Consider the following 16,450-nt stretch of genomic DNA (forward strand, 5'->3'; position numbering starts at 1 on the left):
CTCGCGATTACGCACCTTATGCGCAGCTGCGCATAAGGTCCGGAACGCCGCAGCGTAAGCGTCATAGATGCGGCGCTGCTCTTCAGTGAGCTTGTGCTCGACCAGTTCGTATTCGACACCGTCATAGGAAAGCGAGCGCGCGGTATAGAGGCCGAGAGAACGCAAATCGCGAGCCAGAACCTCCATCGCCGCCACACCGCCGGCCTCGATCGCCTCGACGAACTCGGCGCGGGTCTGAAACGGGAAATCCTCGCCACCCCAGAGACCGAGCCGTTGGGCGTAGGCGAGGTTGTGGACTGTGGTTGCGCCGGTCGCCGAGACATAGACCACGCGCGCGTCCGGCAGGGCGTGCTGGAGCCGCAGGCCCGCGCGTCCCTGCTGCGAGGCGGCGATATCACCGCGGTCTCCCTTGCCGCCCCCGGCATTCTGCATCGCATGGCTCTCGTCGAAGATGATGACACCATCGAAGTCGCTGCCCAACCATTCGACGATCTGCTTGACGCGCGAAACCTTCTCGCCGCGGTCATCGGAGCGCAGCGTGGCATAGGTGGTGAACAGGATGCCTTCCGACAGCGTGATCTTTGCGCCTTGAGGGAAGCGCGACAGCGGCGTGACCAGCAGCCTCTCCATGCCGAGCGCCGACCAGTCGCGTTGCGCGTCCTCGATCAGCTTGTCGGATTTGGAGATCCAGATCGCCTTGCGGCGGCCGCGCAGCCAGTTGTCGAGGATGATCCCGGCCGACTGACGGCCCTTGCCGGCGCCGGTGCCGTCACCGAGCATGAAACCCCGGCGGAAGCGGACAGCACCGGCGGCATCCTCGGCGGCGGCGCGCACGTTGTCGAATTGCTCGTCCACGGCCCAGGCACCGGCGAGGTGATCGGCATGGGCTTCACCGGCATAGATCACCGTTTCAAGCTGGGCGTCCGACAGACGGGTGCGGATGTCGGACGGCAGCATGGGCCGGTAGGACGGCTTTGGCGGCGCGACCGAGGCCATGGCAGCGGATTGCACCAGCTTGGTCGGATGCGGCGCGGCGCCGGGAATACGCAGCGATTGCAGTGCATATTCCTCATAGATGGCATCGGACAGGCGAGCGCCTTCCGGTGGCGTCCAGTCCACGGTCTCATAGGCGAGTTCGACGCCCTCGGGGTCGTTGGCAGGAGCAGCGGCAGGCCGCGCCGCTGTCGCGCGGGACAGATAGCCTCGCACGGTTTTCGGCGTGGCGGTCGAAGCGGGCACCACGATTTTCGGCAATGATACCGGCGAACGCTGCGGGACATGCGCCTCGATCCATCCGATCAGCGTGGCAACATCGGGGGCGATCCCCGGTGAGGCCGGGAAACGGAGCGGATCGTCGGCGGGCAGCTTGTCGATCACCGTCAGCCGCGTGTCGATGCGGGTGCCATGTCTGGCGAAGACCGCACCATCGACGGCGGCGCTGAACACCACACGGCCACGCGCCTGCAAGCGGATGAAAGCCTCCCGCCAGGCCGGAGCTTCGGGGCCAAAGCCAGCGCCGGTGATCGTCACCAGCCGACCGCCCGGAGCAAGACGGGCCAGCGCCGAGGCAACATGGCGAAGGGAAGCATCCGCCATCCGCCCTTCGACATTGGCCATGACCGAGAAAGGCGGGTTCATCAGCACCACGGACGGCACAGCCTCCGGGGTCAGATGATCGTCGATCTGGGCGGCGTCAAACCGGGTGACGGGAAAAGCCGGAAAGAGGGAAGAGAGAAGATCGGCGCGGGTTTCGGCGAGTTCGTTGAGGATCAGCGAACCGCCGGCGGTCTGGGCCAGGATAGCCATCAGGCCGGTGCCGGCCGAGGGTTCCAGCACTACGTCATCAAGCGTGATCGCGGCCGCCGCCAGCGCGGCAAGGCCGAGAGGCAGAGGCGTGCTGAACTGCTGGAAGCTCTGGCTTTCCTCGGAACGCCGGGTCTGCGTGGGCAACAGCGCCGCGATCTTTGCCAACACGGAAATCCGTGCAGCCGGAGACGCGGCTTTACGGAAAAGCGCCTTTCCGTATTTGCGCAGGAACAGAACCGTGGCGACTTCGCAGGCCTCATAGGCGAGCTTCCAGTCCCACGCGCCGCTGGCGTCGGAGGCGCCGAAAGCGCTTTCCATGGCACTGCGGAGGTCCGCAGTATCGACGCGTTGACCGCGTTCGAGATGGGGAAGAATGAGATGGGCGGCGGCCAGGATCACGGGGGCCGGCTGGGTGGCCGGACCGGTCACGGGAGATGAGATATTCATGTCGGGGAACCTCGGAGAGCGGGAACGGGGAGGACCCGGACGGCGCTCTCTCTCGACCACCCGGACTCAACTCGTCCCGGTACCTCTCTGACTCGGCACCTCATGCCCCATCGCCTCGCAGACTTGACGGCGACAGCGCCCCACCATCAGATTTCTCAAGGTTTCATTGATTGTAAGCGATATTCATGAGAAATACCGACTTGAGATCAATCATCGGGACCAAGAACTGAATTTCATGGAGCAGGCGCAAAGGAATCCGTTTTCAGGTGCCGTAACCGTTTTTCACGAGCGCTGGCTCCCCGAGGAGGCCACACCTGCGGGCTATGCTGCGCTGATCGATGCCTATGCGCTCGCAACGCCCCTGCCCCGGACACTTTCCGCCATCGGCCCACGGCACAAGGTCTACGAGGCCGACGGCTGGCGCCTCTACACGCCCCGTCATGAACCCGAGGCGAGCCTCATCGGTCATCTGACCTTCGCGCTGCGTTACGAGGGGCTGGATCTGGCGGTTCTCAAGCGGCTTTTCAAGGCAACCGGCCCGGAGCCGATCCAGGCCATTGTCGAGGCCGCCCCGACGGGCAGTTACGCGCGCAGGATCTGGTTCCTCTACGAGTGGCTCCTCGGCGCGGAATTGGAGCTGCCCGACGCCACACGCGGCAATTACGCGCCCGTGGTCGATGCCAAGCTCCAATGGGATGCAGAGGGCGCCCCCTCGCCGCGCCACCGGGTCCGCAACAACCTGCCCGGCACCCCGGATTTCTGCCCGATGATCTTCCGCACAGCGGCAATCGAAGCCTTCATCGCCCGCGATCTGGCAGCCGAGGCCCGCGCGGTGCTGGCCGAGGTGCCCGCCGATCTGCTGGCGCGCACGGCGGCCTTCCTGCTGCTCAAGGATTCACGGTCGAGTTTTCAGATCGAAGGCGAGAACCCGCCCCAGGATCGCATCCGGCGCTGGGGCCAGATCATCGGTGAAGCCGGGCGACACCCAATCGACCGGGCAGAGCTGGAACGCCTCCAACGCATCGTCATCGGCGATGCCCGCTTCGTCCATCTGGGCCTGCGGCAGGAGGGCGGCTTCATTGGCGAGCACGACCGCGCGACCGGCGCCCCCCTGCCCGATCACGTCAGCGCCCGGCATGAAGACCTGCCTGCGCTGATCGCCGGGCTCGAAGCATTCGACCGCGATATCGCCCCGGGGCTCGATCCTGTTCTGGCGGCTGCCGGCCTCGCCTTCGGCTTCGTCTATATCCACCCGTTCGAGGATGGCAACGGGCGCCTTCATCGCTACCTGATCCACCACGTGCTTGCTGCACGCGGCTTCAATCCGCCCGGGCTGGTCTTTCCGGTGTCGGCGGTGATCCTCGAACGGATCGAGGCCTATCGGCAGGTGCTCGAGAGCTATTCGCGTCGACTGCTGCCCCATGTCAGCTGGCGCCCAACCGATCGCGGGAACGTCGGGGTGCTGAACGACACCGGCGATTTCTATCGCTTCTTCGATGCCACGCCCCATGCCGAATTCCTCTTCGCCTGCGTGGCCCAGACAATCGACCATGACCTGCCTGCAGAGACCCGGTTCCTGCGTGCCTATGACGGGTTCAAGTCCCGCGTCTCGGGCCTGATCGACATGCCCGACCGCGTGCTCGACCTGCTGTTTCGTTTCCTGCACCAGAACGGTGGCAGACTCTCCGGACGCGCCAGAGCGAGAGAATTCGCCGCTCTGACCGACGAGGAGGCCGACCGGATCGAAGCTATCTATGCGGAGTTGCGGGAGGAGTTCTGAGGCCGAACCTCCTCACCCAAACCGTTGGCCGGCTTTAGTGAAGGTGTAACCGTCGGCGACGATGGTCTCATCGACGACGTCATCCGACGACAGATAGTCAAACTCGCGCTCGAGCTGGCGATAGAGCCAGCGGGCGAGATCGCGCAGCGCCTCAATCATGATGTCCTCGGCATCGGCGGTCATGCCCTGATACGACGGGCTGTCGCGCTCGACCGAGATCCCCATGCAATATTCGTGACAATAATGGCCGCGATGGCCGGCCTCTGCGCGAAGCTGGTAGAAATTGCGCCGCTGGATCGCCTGAAGGGCGTCGGCGATGCGGTGAAGCGCGGTGTCCTGGGGGGCGTATTCCCTGATCCGGCGCGGAGCGTGTTTCTGGTGGGAATACCACGATTCAAAGCAGGCACCGTCCCCCTGAGAGGAAAAGCCCCGGAACCAGATGCAGGGTTCCTGCCGTGTGCCACCGCCCATCAACCGGACGGTGCGGGTCTTGAGGTTCAGCCCGAGGATTTCGGCGACGCGCTGGAAATCCTCATAGACGGCATCGTACCAGTCATCGTCGAAGCCACCTTCGCGATACCAGGCGCGGGCTTTGTCCCTGGCTGCATCGGAAAGTTCTTCGAGGTGATAGACAGTGATCTCGATAACCTCACTCATAGGGATTGCCTCCCTCCAGAACGATGGAAAGCCAACAATCGGTATTGATCCAGTCCACCGTCTCGCCGTTAGCGAGATCGAGGACGTGCGCCCCGCCGCCGAACCCGTCCACACGCGGCTTCGAGCAGGTATTGGCGTATTGCATCCCCCATAGACCCGTCAGACCGAACTCCTTCGCGCAGCGTTTGACGAATTGGATGACATGCTCAGGATCGCCGGTGCCATCATCGCGCATCCAGAGCTGGGTTCCGCCATGCTCGGGTTGAATGGAAAGCAGAAACCCGTCCGAAGGCGGATCCCCAGCGGCATTCTCATCCGAGAGCGCATTGTAGAGATCGAGCGCGCGGGCGGCCTGCTCGGGGGTGCCCACATCGAGCAGGCAGGAGAAATGGGTGAAATAGTCGGCCATGATGGTCTCCGGGCATGACATGGCCCGGCGTGGAACCGAGCCAAATGGGATGGAAAGGGTGAAACTCAGGCGGCCTGCGGCAGGCGGAGCAGATCGGCCGCGATCTCGCGCCAGAAGGGATCGACCAACCGTGCCTCCAGCGCAGCGGCGCGGTAACGCAGCCGTCTCGCATCACCGGGCTCCAAGGCTCGGAATGCCATGCCGCGCAGTCGGCTGGCCTTGGTCACGATCCTGCGTGCCTCGGCATCGGATGCGACCGGCTGTTGCCAGAGGATAATGCCGCCGCGGATTGCGCCGGCGAGGACCAGGCGCTGATCGCGGTCCTGAATGAGCATGATGCGCGGCTGGAAATACGGAAAGCTATTCGGCCCCGTGCAAATATCACCGCGCGACACGCGCAAGGCTGCGGCCTCGATGGCCTCCTCCGGTGACGGGCATTCCCCAAGCGGGATCACGCGATCAAAGCTATTCGCCGCGTCACTGGCGTCATAGCTGGCGACGCCGAGGCAAGAGATGCGCAGCGGCAGCTTTTGCGACCGAAAAAGCGCGGGCAGAACATCGGCCGCCAGAATCTGGCCGATGGAGCGGAAGGTTTCGGAACGGGCAAAGGTCATCGGGATCACTCCATGACGGGCGCCGGAGAGCCTCTCTCTCCAGCCCTCAACCCGTCACTGCCGAAAGGCCCGCACTCTTCCTCTCTGACCGGGCTTGTTCCCGGTTCCGCTGCCGACGATGGGGGACCATCGAGAGGCACTGAAGGACCGAAGCGCGGGTCTCCGCGCTCGGGCCGTTTGGGGTGAGGCGCTTTCGCGCCTTACTCCCATGGATCCAGTTCCAGCTTCACCATGTCCTCATCGCCGTCGAATTCGTCGGCCGGCATGGCACCGTGGGTTCCGTCCCCGGCCTGGAACACGACGATTACGACCATCAGCGAGGTGGCGAGGCTGGCGGCGAAGGCGGTGGCATCTGCATAGGACATCGGGATTGGCTCCTGTCTCTGGAGGCGGGGGACCATCCCCCGCGCGACAGGCGCCCGACGTGTCTGACCGGATCTGCACTCACCCTCGGGCGTTCGGACTTTTTCCGAATCTCCGAGGGCGGCACGTATGCGTAAGCCGACCCCTCCGGGGTTGAATGTCAAAGAGACGGAACAGACCAAGGTTAGCGAATGGAAGCGGGGGTGGTGTCTTGCATCCGACAGGCGCCCGATTCCCCCATTGCAGATGCTTCGCCCGGCCAGCCTTGCCGTCGCGCTGGCATCAGGAGCGTGTTCGAGGACGGGGGCGGACACCGATGCCGAACATAATGACCGGCACCGTGGTGATGCTGGAACTGGAACCATGGAGGCCCATGACAGGAAAACGGTGGCGACTATCGTAAGACGTGGACGGGCCTTCAGCCCCAGAGTCCATCGGCAATCTCGCGGGCGATCATCGCGCGCGCTCTCATCATCACCTCATCGCCGCTGGTATCGATATGACCGTAGAACCGGGCATGACCGCCGTTCGCGGTCCAATCGGCGTAGCGGCAATATTCGCGGGCTTCGAGACGAAAGGCGCGCATGTCATCCGCCCAATGTGGCTTCGGCTCCACGACCACAGTGATGCCATCGCGGGTTTCCTCCCAAGGCAGCGTGCGTTCGGATGGCGGACCGGCGCGGTTCTCACGGAATATCCGGTCGATATCGATCATTGCGGGCATCGGGTTCTCCAAAGAAAAAGCCCGATCACGGGGACCGGGCAAGTTGCGGAAACGGAAGGGATGTGGCGGGGCAGCAAAGGCCACCCCGCCTGAGCATCATTCGGCGGCGACCATGGACTGCTCCTCGTCCTCCGTGGCGTCTTCATCCTCGCCATCGCCGGCAAGGAATTCAGGCAGATCATCCGCCTCGGTGTCGACCCCGGCGTCCATAGCGATATCGGCATCGCGATCGACCATGCGCAGCGGCTCCGGAAGCCAGCCGGTTTCAGCCAGCAGGCGCTCGGCCTCCTTGGCCATATCGCCCTTCTTCAGATGGTCGATGAGCTGCGCCGCCCGTTCGCCGGCGCCTTCGCGCACCGCCTCGATGATCCGCGGCTTGGTCACGCGGCCGAGATAGTTGCCGACGGTCGGCCGCCAGCCCACCGCCACCATGTCGAGGCCCGTTGCCCGCGCCAGCCGGTCGGCCTGGGACAGGCGCACATCGAGCCCGTGCTGGCTGACGCCCATGCCGCCATAGGGGTTGGGCTTCTCGTGCAACGCGTTGACGCCGAAGCTGATGCAATGGGCGAGCAACTCCATCCGGGTGTCATCGTCCTGATCGGAGAGCCAGCCCCAGAGCGCGGCATCGTCAGCCGGGATGTGATCGCCCCAGCGTTCGTGCCGCTCGGCGATGGCGCGCGCCGAGACGCTTTCGCCGAGGTCATCGGCCTGCGCCGGGAAATGAACCTCCCGGACATGGGCCTCGAGGCACCCCCTGGTGGAGTGCGGCAGGAAGCAATCGGTGACCAGCCGGTGCAGCAGCGCCGTCATGGCGACATGCGGGTTGGCCGCCACGGCGTCGCGGAGCGCCAGCGTGCGATGCGCGGTCAGCTCGCTGACGAGGCGATCGGGCAGAGGCCGGATGGTTTCGACCTCATCGTCCTCCTCAGGTTCCGTCGCCGTGCCACCCACCATGATGACCGCGCGCTGCACACCACCGGACACGCCGCCCTCGGGAGAACACCCATCGGCCCCCTGTCCTTCCTGACCTTCCACCGCCTCGTCGTCGGCACGAACATAACCGCGCTCGATGGCGAGCTTGCCGTCGTGGCGGATGCTGACGAAGACACCGGCCCTCGCCATCTGATCGGCGTCATAGCGCATCGGCCGGGCCTCGAAGGCCTCCAGTGCCCCCTCGATCTCGCCGAGGCGGGCATCAACCTCGTCGGGGAACTCGTCAGCCTCGGCATACTCCGCCTCCAGCGCGTCGAGCTCGTCCCGCAGCTTCTCACGCTCGGCACATTCGTCGTCAGTCAGGTCGATGGTGGTGCCGGCCAGACGGCGCATGCCGCTGGTATGGCCATAGGGGAAGTCCACGGCGACCTCGATCCACTTCCAGCCCTCGGCGGCGATCATCTCCGCCTCAGCCTTCAGCTTCTCACCCACCAGCCGGTCGAGCAGCACCGGGTCCTGGAGCCAACCGCCATCGTCCTGCTGGAAGAGATCGCGCAGCACATAGCCGCCCGCCGCCTCGTAGGTCTCGATGCCGACGAAGAGCGCCCGTTTGTCGGAGGCCCGCACCGTGGTCTCGGTCAGCATGCGGCGGATCGTGTAAGGCTCCTTCTGCCAGCTATCCTTGATCGCCTCCCAGACCTGTTCCTGCCGGGCATGGTCGTCGGAGATTGTGAAGGCCATGAGCTGTTCCAGCGTCATGCCGTCCTCCGCATAGGTCTCGAGCAGCGTCGGCGAGACCGAAACCAGGCGCAGACGTTGCTTCACCACCTTGGCATCGACGAAAAAGGCGGCGGCGATTTCCTCCTCGCTCATGCCCTTCTCACGAAGGACCTGGAAGGCGCGAAACTGATCGAGCGGATGCAGCGGCGCGCGCTCGATATTCTCGGCCAGCGAGACCTCGTCGATCAGGATGTCGTCTCCGGCCTCCGAGACGATACAGGGCACCGGCGTGGTCTTATTGAGGCGCTTCTGTTTCACCAAAAGCTCCAGCGCACGATAGCGGCGGCCGCCAGCCGGCACTTCGAAGAGGCCGGTTTCCTGCCCCTCGGCGTCGAGCTCGGGCCGGACATGCAGGGACTGGATCAGCCCGCGGCGGGCGATGGACCCGGCCAGTTCCTCGACCGAGATGCCGGCCTTCACCCGCCGGACATTGGACTGGCTGAGCACCAGCTTGTTGAAGGGGATGTCGCGCGAGGACGACAGGGTGATTTTCTGCGTGGCAGTGGCCATGTCAGGATCTCCATGACGGACGCCGGGGAGCCTCTCTCTCCGGCAACCAGCCCGTCACGAAACTCCCCCCACTCCTTTCCCTCTCGTGGCCGAGCCGCGGATGAACACACAGCCCCATCAGTGCTCGCCGCTGGCGCGCAGACTGGTCTCCCGGCCGGCGCCGGTGATGATGTGGTCGTGCAGTATCACCCCCAGGGACACACAGGCGTTTCGGATTTCCTTGGTCATCGCGAGGTCGGCGGCTGAGGGCTCGGGATCGCCGGCCGGATGATTATGGACGATGATCAGCGCCGAGGCATTGAGCGCCAGGCAGCGCCGCAGCACCTCCCGGGGATAGACCGGGACATGATCGACCGTGCCGATGGCGAGGCACTCGTCGGAGATCAGCCGGTTCCTCCGGTCGAGATAGAGGACATGGAAACGCTCCACATCGCCCCGTATGGTCAAGGCGCAATAGTCGAGCACCGCCTGCCAGGACGTCAGGACAGGGTTCTGGTTGAGATGGCGCAGCAGGATCTGTCGGGCCTCATAGACCACGGCCTGCTCCTGGGCCGAGAACCGGAGCGGCTGCGGTTCGATGGCGGGTGTTCTCGTGTTTCGTGTCATGGTGCTGTTCTCCGACGGGCAGCCGGCCAGGCGCCGAACTTTCACCGCGTCACGAGGAGAAGCGCCGCCCTCTTCCTGCGAAGAGAGCGGCGCCGAAGCTGAAGAGCGTGGATCTCAGCAACGTGGGGGCTCCGCATCGGGGAGTGTCCCGCTTGGCAGACGGCCCGAGCGATAAAGCAGCCGCTCGGCATCGCGAATGCTGCCGGCCTCGCGGGCGGCCTCGGCCCAAACCGAGATCGGGAAGTCCCCCGTGAACAGCAGATCCCGCTCGATGCCCATGCCGAAGGGCAGCCGAATGGAGCGCAGTTCGTTGAGGCTCCAGGAGCCAAGCTCCGGGTAGCCAATGTCGGCCAGGCCAAACATGATGTCACCGTCCTCGTCGAGCTCGGTCGCAAGCCAGACACCGGCGCCGAAGGGATTGAAGAACTTCACGACCGGAATGTGATCCTGATCGCGATCGCGGCCATTCGCCAGCAAACGGTCACGCTGTGTGTCGGTCAGGAGGATCATGCCGCGGCCCTCCCTTCCGTCGAGGTTTGCCGATCAACATCGGTGCTGTCGTCGGGCAGATAAGCCAGCAACCAGTCGGCCGCCTTGCTGGCCTGCGAGGCGGCGCGGACGATCGCGCGGGAATCCTCGCGCATCACCTCCAGCCAGGAGCCGATGTAATCGGCGTGGCGCACAGTCGGGACGATCCCGAGCGAGGCGCAACAGAACGCGCTCGAAATCTCGGCGATCAGCTCCTCGAAGGCGTATTTCTTCGTACCGAAACCGCCCGAGAAGTCCCGCCCCAACCGTGAGGCATGTCCTGTCGCGTGCCCCATCTCGTGCAGGGCGGTCCGGTGCCAGTTGATCGGCTCGAAATAGGCCTGCGGAGGTGGCACCTGCACGTAATCGAGCGCGGGAACATAGAAGGCGCGGTTGCCACCGATCCGGAAGTCGATACCGGACGCCGCGATCAATGCCTCGACCCGCGGCTCGATCAGCCCGGACGGCGGTGGCGGCGCCTCGACGGCGATGTCGTCTGGCAGACCCTCGCATTGCGCCGCGTTGAACACGGTGAAGCGCTTCAGAAAGGGGATGCTGTTTGCATCTTCCCCGGTCTCCCGGGCGCGGCGCTTCTCGTCTTCAGGCGTGAACCGGTCGGCATAGACGACGGTTGTGCCCCGCTCGCCCTTGCGGACATTACCGCCGAGCGACAGCGCCTGGCGGAAGGTCAGCCAATGCTGGGTTGGATAGCCCTGCTGAATGACGGCGCCCCAGAGGATCAGGACATTGATCCCGGAATACTGCCGACCCGTGCTGGCGTTGCGCGGCATAGCGAGCGGCGCTTGCGCCGCCGCCGTCCCCCAGGGCTGGACCCAGGGCAGCCGGCCGCCCTCCAGCTCGGCGATGATCTTGTCGGTGATGTCGTCATAAAGGTTGGTGCGCAGGCCGCTCTTGCGGGCCGCGCGATGCTCTCTGGCCATCGGGATGATCTCCGCGACGGGCGCCGGAGGCCTCTCCTCCAGCCCTCAACCCGTCACGGAAAACCCGCCCGCACTTTCACTCTCAGGGGCGTTGCGGGGTCTCCCCGCTGATGGGGGTGCGTCGGCAACGCCAGTGCCGACCAGGGGGAAGGCTTTCCCCAGACAATCCTCGTATTCAGCCGAGGCAGGCATAAAAAGGCAAAAGCCACCAACCGCGAGCCGTCAATCCCCGACGTGTTGTAATCCCCATGATATCTGCGCTTATCTGACACGCAATCGCGGTGCCTGCTTTCCAGCGCCAGACGCCTTCCTTCCCGAGAGTTCGGGCTCAAAGCCAACGGGCAATAAAAGAGGACCAAATGACGGATATCGATCTTAACGCTTTGTCGCTCCCCGAGCTGAAGCAGTTGCAAAAGAATGTCGCAAAGGCCATTGCCAGTTTCGAGGACCGTCGCAAGGCCGAGGCCCGCGCCAAGGTGGACGAATTGGCCCGCGAGCTCGGTTTCAGTTTCGACGAGCTTGCGGAAGCCGCCCCCACCCGGAAACGCGCGGCGTCTGCGCCCAAGTACCGCCATCCGGAAGACGCCGAAATCACCTGGTCCGGCCGTGGGCGCAAACCGGCATGGATCGCTGAAGCGCTGACTGCGGGAAAATCGCTAGACGATTTTGCGATCTGAACGGGGGGCCTGCCTTGCACCAGCCCGCGAATGCCGTCCGCCTGCATGTCTCTCTGGCGGAGATTGACCCGCCGATCTGGCGGCGACTTGTCGTGCCGTCGGACTGGACGCTCAACAAACTGCACCTGGTGCTGCAGGCCGCGTTCAGCTGGACCGACAGCCATCTGCATGAGTTCGGGATCGGTGGGCTGCGATATGGCGACCCCGATCAGCTTGAGGATGGTTTCGGCGGGCCGCAGACCTTCGACTACACCGGCGTCAGGCTGGCGGATTTCTCCGGCCAGGATCTGACCTTCACCTACCTTTACGACTTTGGCGATGACTGGACCCATGTGATCCGGATCGAGGGGTGGCTGTCCCTCGATCCCCTGCCCCGCCACGCAGAATGCACCGAAGGTGCCCGTGCCCGGCCGCCCGAGGACGTCGGCGGCCCCTGGTCCTATGCCGATTTCCTCAAGACCATCCGCGATCCGAACCATGAGGACTACAGCTCCAACCTTCGCTGGGCCGGCGGGCATTTCGACCCGGACTGGTTCGACATTGACCTGATCAACAGGGATCTGCGCAACACCTTCCGCAAGAACACCAGCCGACGCCTGCATCAGCCCAAGCCAAAGCCTTCTGGTCGGTGAGCGCAGAGGTCTCTGCCCTCAAGGCGGTGCCGCGAGCCTGGATGACCCTCCTCCTGCTGGCATCGTCAGAGTGGTAGCGCCTCCAGCGGATATCGGGCTGTCTGCACCGCAAATGGTGCACTGATGTCGCGCCCTTCCCAGTAGCGTTGCTTGGCGTCGAGGCTCCCGAGCGACTTAGTCAGGCACGGGTTCCCTACCCCTTCACACGCTTCAGATAATCTCCCCGATCCAACGCTCCCGTCCGATTTGCGCTCTATGCTATCCGTCTCCCCGACAACCGGCTGCGCGCCCTTCTCCCATCTATGCGATCGTGTTTCATTCCGGGATCATGAACACGGCGTTTCTCTTGATAGCGATGTATTCCGGGCGACCGATCATTCCCGCTGAGGATGTCGCCAGGGATTTTTTCGGTCTGAGTACCGACAAGTTCATCCGCAAAGTCTCGGCTGGTTCCATCGCCCTTCCTCTCGTCCGCATGGAAGCGTCGCAGAAATGCGCCAAAGGCGTCCATATCGACGATCTGGCCGAGTACCTGGACAAGAGGCGGGCTGCAACCGTCAAGGAATGCCTGCAACTGCAGGGCCTTCGGTAAGCGTGTTCCCCTCTCAAAATCGCCGAAGGCCAGCCTGCTACCTACCCATGGCACGAAGCAACCACCCTCCTCACCACGTTCGACAGCACGGATTGAATTCTGTCAGAAATCTACGTATATTTCTGACAGGAGAACGATCATGCAGCGCCTTGCCGAACAGATATTGACTCATGCAGAGGGGCTTCCGGAAGGAGCGCCACTAGCCGCAAAGGGCCTGCTGCACCTCGGCAGCCGTGCCGGTGTGGACCAGGCCTTGTCGCGCCTTGCCGAGCGCGGCCAGTTGATCCGTGCCGGGCGCGGGGTTTACCTGCGACCGATCAAAAGCCGGTTTGGAACGCGCGCACCGTCCGTAGAACAGGCCGTCGAGGCTCTCGCGGCGCAACGCGGCGAAGTCATCGTACCAACCGGCGCCGCCGAAGCGAATGCACTCGGCCTGACCACGCAAGTGCCTGTTCGATCCGTGTACCTGACCTCGGGTCGCAGCCGCACGCTCTCATTGGGCAAACAACTCGTGGAACTGCGCCACGCCCCCCGATGGCAGCTTGCCCTGGGGAAGAGGCCGGCTGGCAGTGCCGTTCGCGCCCTGGCCTGGCTCGGGCCGGAACAGGCAGAGACAGCTCTTAGATCGCTGAAGCAGAAACTGCCCGCAGCGGCGTTTGACGAATTGGTAACCGCAGCACCGCAGTTCCCGACCTGGCTTGCACGCAGTGTCGTAAAGGAGGCGCATGCCTGAGCCCTTCGTGTCGTTGTCTTCTGCAGACCGCAAGGAGGCCCTGGCCGTAGCTGCAGATCGCTCCGGGCGGCCCGCGCACCTGCTCGAAAAGGACGTCTGGGTTGTCTGGGCTCTTCAGACCCTCTTCAGTTCCGAGCTTGGTGAGCACCTCGTTTTCAAGGGCGGAACATCCCTTTCCAAAGCCGATGGGGTGATCCAGCGCTTCTCTGAAGATGTTGATCTGACCTATGACATTCGGGCAATCGCGCCTGATCTGGTAGGCGAACGCGCCGAAGCCCTGCCAACCACACGCAGTGAGGAAAAGCGCTGGTCGAAAGCTGTCCGGGATCGATTGCCGAAATGGGTCGTCGAAACGACGCAGCCCTTGATCCAGGACGCCATTGCAGCGCAACGGCTATCAGCCTCGACACGGGCAGATGGCGACAAGCTTTTCATCGATTACGAGGCCGCCTCTTCTGGCTCAGGCTATGTCGCCCCCAGCGTCATGCTGGAATTCGGCGCGAGGTCGACGGGCGAACCGGCGAGCCTGCGTGACGTCGCCTGCGACGCGAACGGGCTGATCGAGGGCGTGAGTTTTCCGACCGCGACACCGCGCGTGATGCATGCCGAGCGGACATTTTGGGAGAAGGCCACGGCGATCCATGTCTTCTGCGTCCATATATCCGAGTACCCCGGCCAGTAGGGCATACCTTCTCCAGCTTTGTCGGCTCCAGAGCGCGCGACCGACAGGGACGGATCGATATAGGCTCGGCACTTGTCACGATACCCGTAGGTGTTCAGCAAGGGAGGCGCGCCAACATAGACCATCCCACCGATGTTGCGGCCGGCCATGCTAGCAGCTTCGCTTGACGGAACCCACCCGCTTTTCGTTGATCGGGTCGATGCGTTCGACGCCACTCGTGAGGGCTGGTTTCGTTCTGCGAGGGCCGCAAGTGCCGGCGCCGCAGCCTTTCCAACCCGAACGATTTCACCGTAGTCCTGCTTTGGTGGGGAATAGGCTTGAACGGCAGCCGGCGCTTTGGACGCAATGGCTTCGCGAGTTCGTTCGCGCTCACGCTCGATACGCTTGTCGTAGGCACTTGGGCGCGGCACCGACTCAGGTCGCGATGTTCGAGTTTCGGAACTTCCCCCGGCTGGCGCTTTTGCAGCGACTTTCCGCGATCTCCGCTTTTCTTGCCACCAGACCAAAATGATAGGAGCACCGAATGCGAACAACATTTGGCCACCCACGGGCCACCCCTGGAGGGCTGTGACCACCACGATCATGCAAAAGATGAAGTAGACAAAAAGAAAGAATGAAATTCGGAAAAACTTGAGTAATGAAGACACTATCGCCCCTCCCCCTTCAGTCACACTATTTTACACGAACACCATTTCAATCATTAAAGCAGAGCCTGAACAGTTTTCCGGCCACCGTCCACTGCCCAATGAGGTGACAGCGGTCATGCCCCAAGCACTTGAGGCACTTCACCGCCCCCCTCATCTGAGCTCGCCACCACGGAGATGATCACAGAGGGAGTGGGTGGTATTGGGGATAACGCATTCATCTCGCGCGTTGACTGGCACCAGCGCCACCGAAGCTGCACATCAACCCCAGACTGCCCTCCCGCCGCATGATGGTAGCCCCGGTCGCCCTGCATTGCCCTCGGATGCGGCGATCCAGTTCGTTTGACCACCAAGGTCCTGCTCAAGCTGCCGCTACTGCAAGCGACTGAGATAGTGGCCAGCCCGTTGAAGATGGCGGACCTGGACTGGACGGAGGCGTATCGAGGCAAAGATGCGTTGCCTGAACTCCTTCGAAAAACGCTTTGCCGCTAGAAACCCCGGCCGCTAATCCGCCGAGATCAAGATGCGCGTTGCACTGATGAACCGCTTCTCGGCCCTCGGCACCGCCGGGATCGTCTGCATCGCCTGACAAAGACCGGTAAAGGGGCCGTCAAGCCTCAAGCCATCGTTCCGCGACAACGCCGCGGTGGCCTTGAAGGAGCAGCAGGCCAAACTTGGACTAGCCCTAACATGTCGTCGCCGCGATCTTCACAAAAGGCATCCGCGAAAAATTTGGTACTTGGTACACAAGATGACCGCTTAGTGTATTGATTATATGAATATATTCTGGATCAAACCGTCCAATCCATCATAGGTGCAATGGACAGGCGTGCGGCCGTTGATAAATCTTGTTGTTTAATTTTATCAGCCACTTATATGCGCCTCCCGTTCGTCTCGTCCCGGTCAGTTCTGTACCAAATACGCCGATTTCGACGCTGGACTTGGTACAATGTACCAAATAGGAACATGGGCTCGATCAGTATACGCAAGCGAAAGAATGGCAGCAGCAGCTACCTTGCACGCGTGCGAGTGATGCGAGAAGGAACCTCCTATCATGAGACGAAGACCTTTGACAGACGCCCTGCCGCAACCGCCTGGATAAGGAAGCGCGAGAAAGAGCTAGCAAAACCTGGTGCCTTGGAGGAGTCGAACGTATGTGACCCCCCGTTGTCCAAAGCGATCGAGCGCTACACCGAAGAAACGGTGAAGGACATCGGTCGTACCAAGGCGCAGGTCCTCAGGACCATCGCCACCTACCCGATCGCCGATCTACCCTGTTCCACCATCAAGGCGAAGGATATCATCGAGTTTCTTCAGTCACTGCCTGGACAACCGCAAACAGTCGGGAACTGAGCTACTCCCCATCTCTTGGACAAGATCTGGCGTAAATTA

The 16,450-nt window shown here is 63.2% G+C and carries 17 protein-coding genes and 2 pseudogenes; 8 read left to right on the top strand and 11 right to left on the bottom strand.

What is annotated here, in order from left to right:
* Window positions 1–2,253, bottom strand: a 2,253-nt coding sequence (locus tag ATO3_RS27655; RefSeq protein WP_158218084.1) for a strawberry notch family protein, incomplete at its 3' end; no start/stop codon positions are given.
* 235 nt (window positions 2,254–2,488) lie between these two features.
* Between ATO3_RS27655 and ATO3_RS27660 the strand changes: the two genes are divergently transcribed.
* Entirely contained in the window at window positions 2,489–4,033 is a 1,545-nt protein-coding gene (locus tag ATO3_RS27660) for a Fic family protein (RefSeq protein ID WP_020042528.1), read from the top strand.
* 12 nt (window positions 4,034–4,045) lie between these two features.
* Here the strand turns inward: ATO3_RS27660 and ATO3_RS27665 are convergent, their stop codons facing one another.
* The 9 genes from ATO3_RS27665 to ATO3_RS27705 all read right to left on the bottom strand — a co-directional run bounded on the left by ATO3_RS27665 (window position 4,046) and on the right by ATO3_RS27705 (window position 11,098).
* A complete protein-coding gene (locus ATO3_RS27665) occupies window positions 4,046–4,690 on the bottom strand; it encodes a hypothetical protein (RefSeq protein WP_020042527.1) in 645 nt (214 codons plus the stop codon).
* Window positions 4,683–5,099 (bottom strand): hypothetical protein, encoded by a 417-nt coding sequence (locus tag ATO3_RS27670; RefSeq protein ID WP_088652975.1) that lies wholly within the window; start codon window positions 5,097–5,099, stop codon window positions 4,683–4,685. Before ATO3_RS27670 ends, ATO3_RS27665 begins: the two co-directional genes overlap by 8 nt.
* Window positions 5,100–5,164: 65 nt before the next feature.
* The gene (locus ATO3_RS27675; protein ID WP_198670768.1) at window positions 5,165–5,713 is read right to left on the bottom strand and encodes a hypothetical protein; all 549 of its coding nucleotides are present in this window, start codon (window positions 5,711–5,713) and stop codon (window positions 5,165–5,167) included.
* 200 nt (window positions 5,714–5,913) lie between these two features.
* Window positions 5,914–6,078, bottom strand: a complete 165-nt coding sequence (locus ATO3_RS27680) for a hypothetical protein (RefSeq protein ID WP_020042524.1) — start codon at window positions 6,076–6,078, stop codon at window positions 5,914–5,916.
* Between the two features lie 416 nt (window positions 6,079–6,494).
* Complete coding sequence (locus ATO3_RS27685; protein WP_020042523.1) at window positions 6,495–6,791, bottom strand: hypothetical protein; 297 nt, start codon at window positions 6,789–6,791, stop codon at window positions 6,495–6,497.
* A 105-nt stretch (window positions 6,792–6,896) separates the two neighbouring features.
* Window positions 6,897–9,023: a ParB/RepB/Spo0J family partition protein gene (locus tag ATO3_RS27690; protein ID WP_088652978.1), complete on the bottom strand. Its 2,127-nt coding sequence runs from the start codon at window positions 9,021–9,023 to the stop codon at window positions 6,897–6,899.
* A gap of 117 nt (window positions 9,024–9,140) precedes the next feature.
* Complete coding sequence (locus tag ATO3_RS27695; RefSeq protein ID WP_088652984.1) at window positions 9,141–9,629, bottom strand: JAB domain-containing protein; 489 nt, start codon at window positions 9,627–9,629, stop codon at window positions 9,141–9,143.
* A 114-nt stretch (window positions 9,630–9,743) separates the two neighbouring features.
* Entirely contained in the window at window positions 9,744–10,139 is a 396-nt protein-coding gene (locus ATO3_RS27700) for a DUF2958 domain-containing protein (protein WP_088652979.1), read from the bottom strand.
* Window positions 10,136–11,098, bottom strand: coding sequence for an ArdC family protein (locus tag ATO3_RS27705; RefSeq protein WP_088652980.1), 963 nt, complete (start codon window positions 11,096–11,098; stop codon window positions 10,136–10,138). Before ATO3_RS27705 ends, ATO3_RS27700 begins: the two co-directional genes overlap by 4 nt.
* Before the next feature lie 359 nt (window positions 11,099–11,457).
* On the opposite strand from ATO3_RS27705, the gene ATO3_RS27710 reads away from it, so the two are divergent.
* The 5 genes from ATO3_RS27710 to ATO3_RS27730 all read left to right on the top strand — a co-directional run bounded on the left by ATO3_RS27710 (window position 11,458) and on the right by ATO3_RS27730 (window position 14,414).
* Complete coding sequence (locus ATO3_RS27710; protein ID WP_088652981.1) at window positions 11,458–11,775, top strand: H-NS histone family protein; 318 nt, start codon at window positions 11,458–11,460, stop codon at window positions 11,773–11,775.
* A 14-nt stretch (window positions 11,776–11,789) separates the two neighbouring features.
* The gene (locus tag ATO3_RS27715; RefSeq protein WP_088652982.1) at window positions 11,790–12,407 is read left to right on the top strand and encodes a plasmid pRiA4b ORF-3 family protein; all 618 of its coding nucleotides are present in this window, start codon (window positions 11,790–11,792) and stop codon (window positions 12,405–12,407) included.
* Window positions 12,408–12,735: 328 nt separating this feature from the next.
* A complete protein-coding gene (locus ATO3_RS27720; RefSeq protein WP_088652983.1) occupies window positions 12,736–12,999 on the top strand; it encodes a pyocin activator PrtN family protein in 264 nt (87 codons plus the stop codon).
* 139 nt (window positions 13,000–13,138) lie between these two features.
* Window positions 13,139–13,732, top strand: a complete 594-nt coding sequence (locus tag ATO3_RS27725) for a DUF6088 family protein (protein WP_020043353.1) — start codon at window positions 13,139–13,141, stop codon at window positions 13,730–13,732.
* Window positions 13,725–14,414: a nucleotidyl transferase AbiEii/AbiGii toxin family protein gene (locus tag ATO3_RS27730; RefSeq protein WP_233152356.1), complete on the top strand. Its 690-nt coding sequence runs from the start codon at window positions 13,725–13,727 to the stop codon at window positions 14,412–14,414. Before ATO3_RS27725 ends, ATO3_RS27730 begins: the two co-directional genes overlap by 8 nt.
* 35 nt (window positions 14,415–14,449) lie before the next feature.
* On the opposite strand, the pseudogene ATO3_RS29550 reads toward ATO3_RS27730, so the two are convergent.
* A pseudogene (locus ATO3_RS29550) lies at window positions 14,450–14,998 on the bottom strand (TerB N-terminal domain-containing protein); the annotation flags it as partial.
* A 472-nt stretch (window positions 14,999–15,470) separates the two neighbouring features.
* Here ATO3_RS29550 and ATO3_RS29400 point away from each other — a divergent pair.
* Together ATO3_RS29400 and ATO3_RS27740 are read left to right on the top strand one after the other, a co-directional pair.
* Window positions 15,471–15,647 (top strand): annotated as a pseudogene (locus ATO3_RS29400) (IS5/IS1182 family transposase); the annotation flags it as partial.
* A 377-nt stretch (window positions 15,648–16,024) separates the two neighbouring features.
* Window positions 16,025–16,411, top strand: a complete 387-nt coding sequence (locus ATO3_RS27740; RefSeq protein WP_198963372.1) for a hypothetical protein — start codon at window positions 16,025–16,027, stop codon at window positions 16,409–16,411.
* Window positions 16,412–16,450: the final 39 nt, after the last annotated feature.

It is taken from the genome of Marinibacterium profundimaris, from assembly GCF_002210095.1.
Lineage (GTDB): Bacteria > Pseudomonadota > Alphaproteobacteria > Rhodobacterales > Rhodobacteraceae > Marinibacterium > Marinibacterium profundimaris.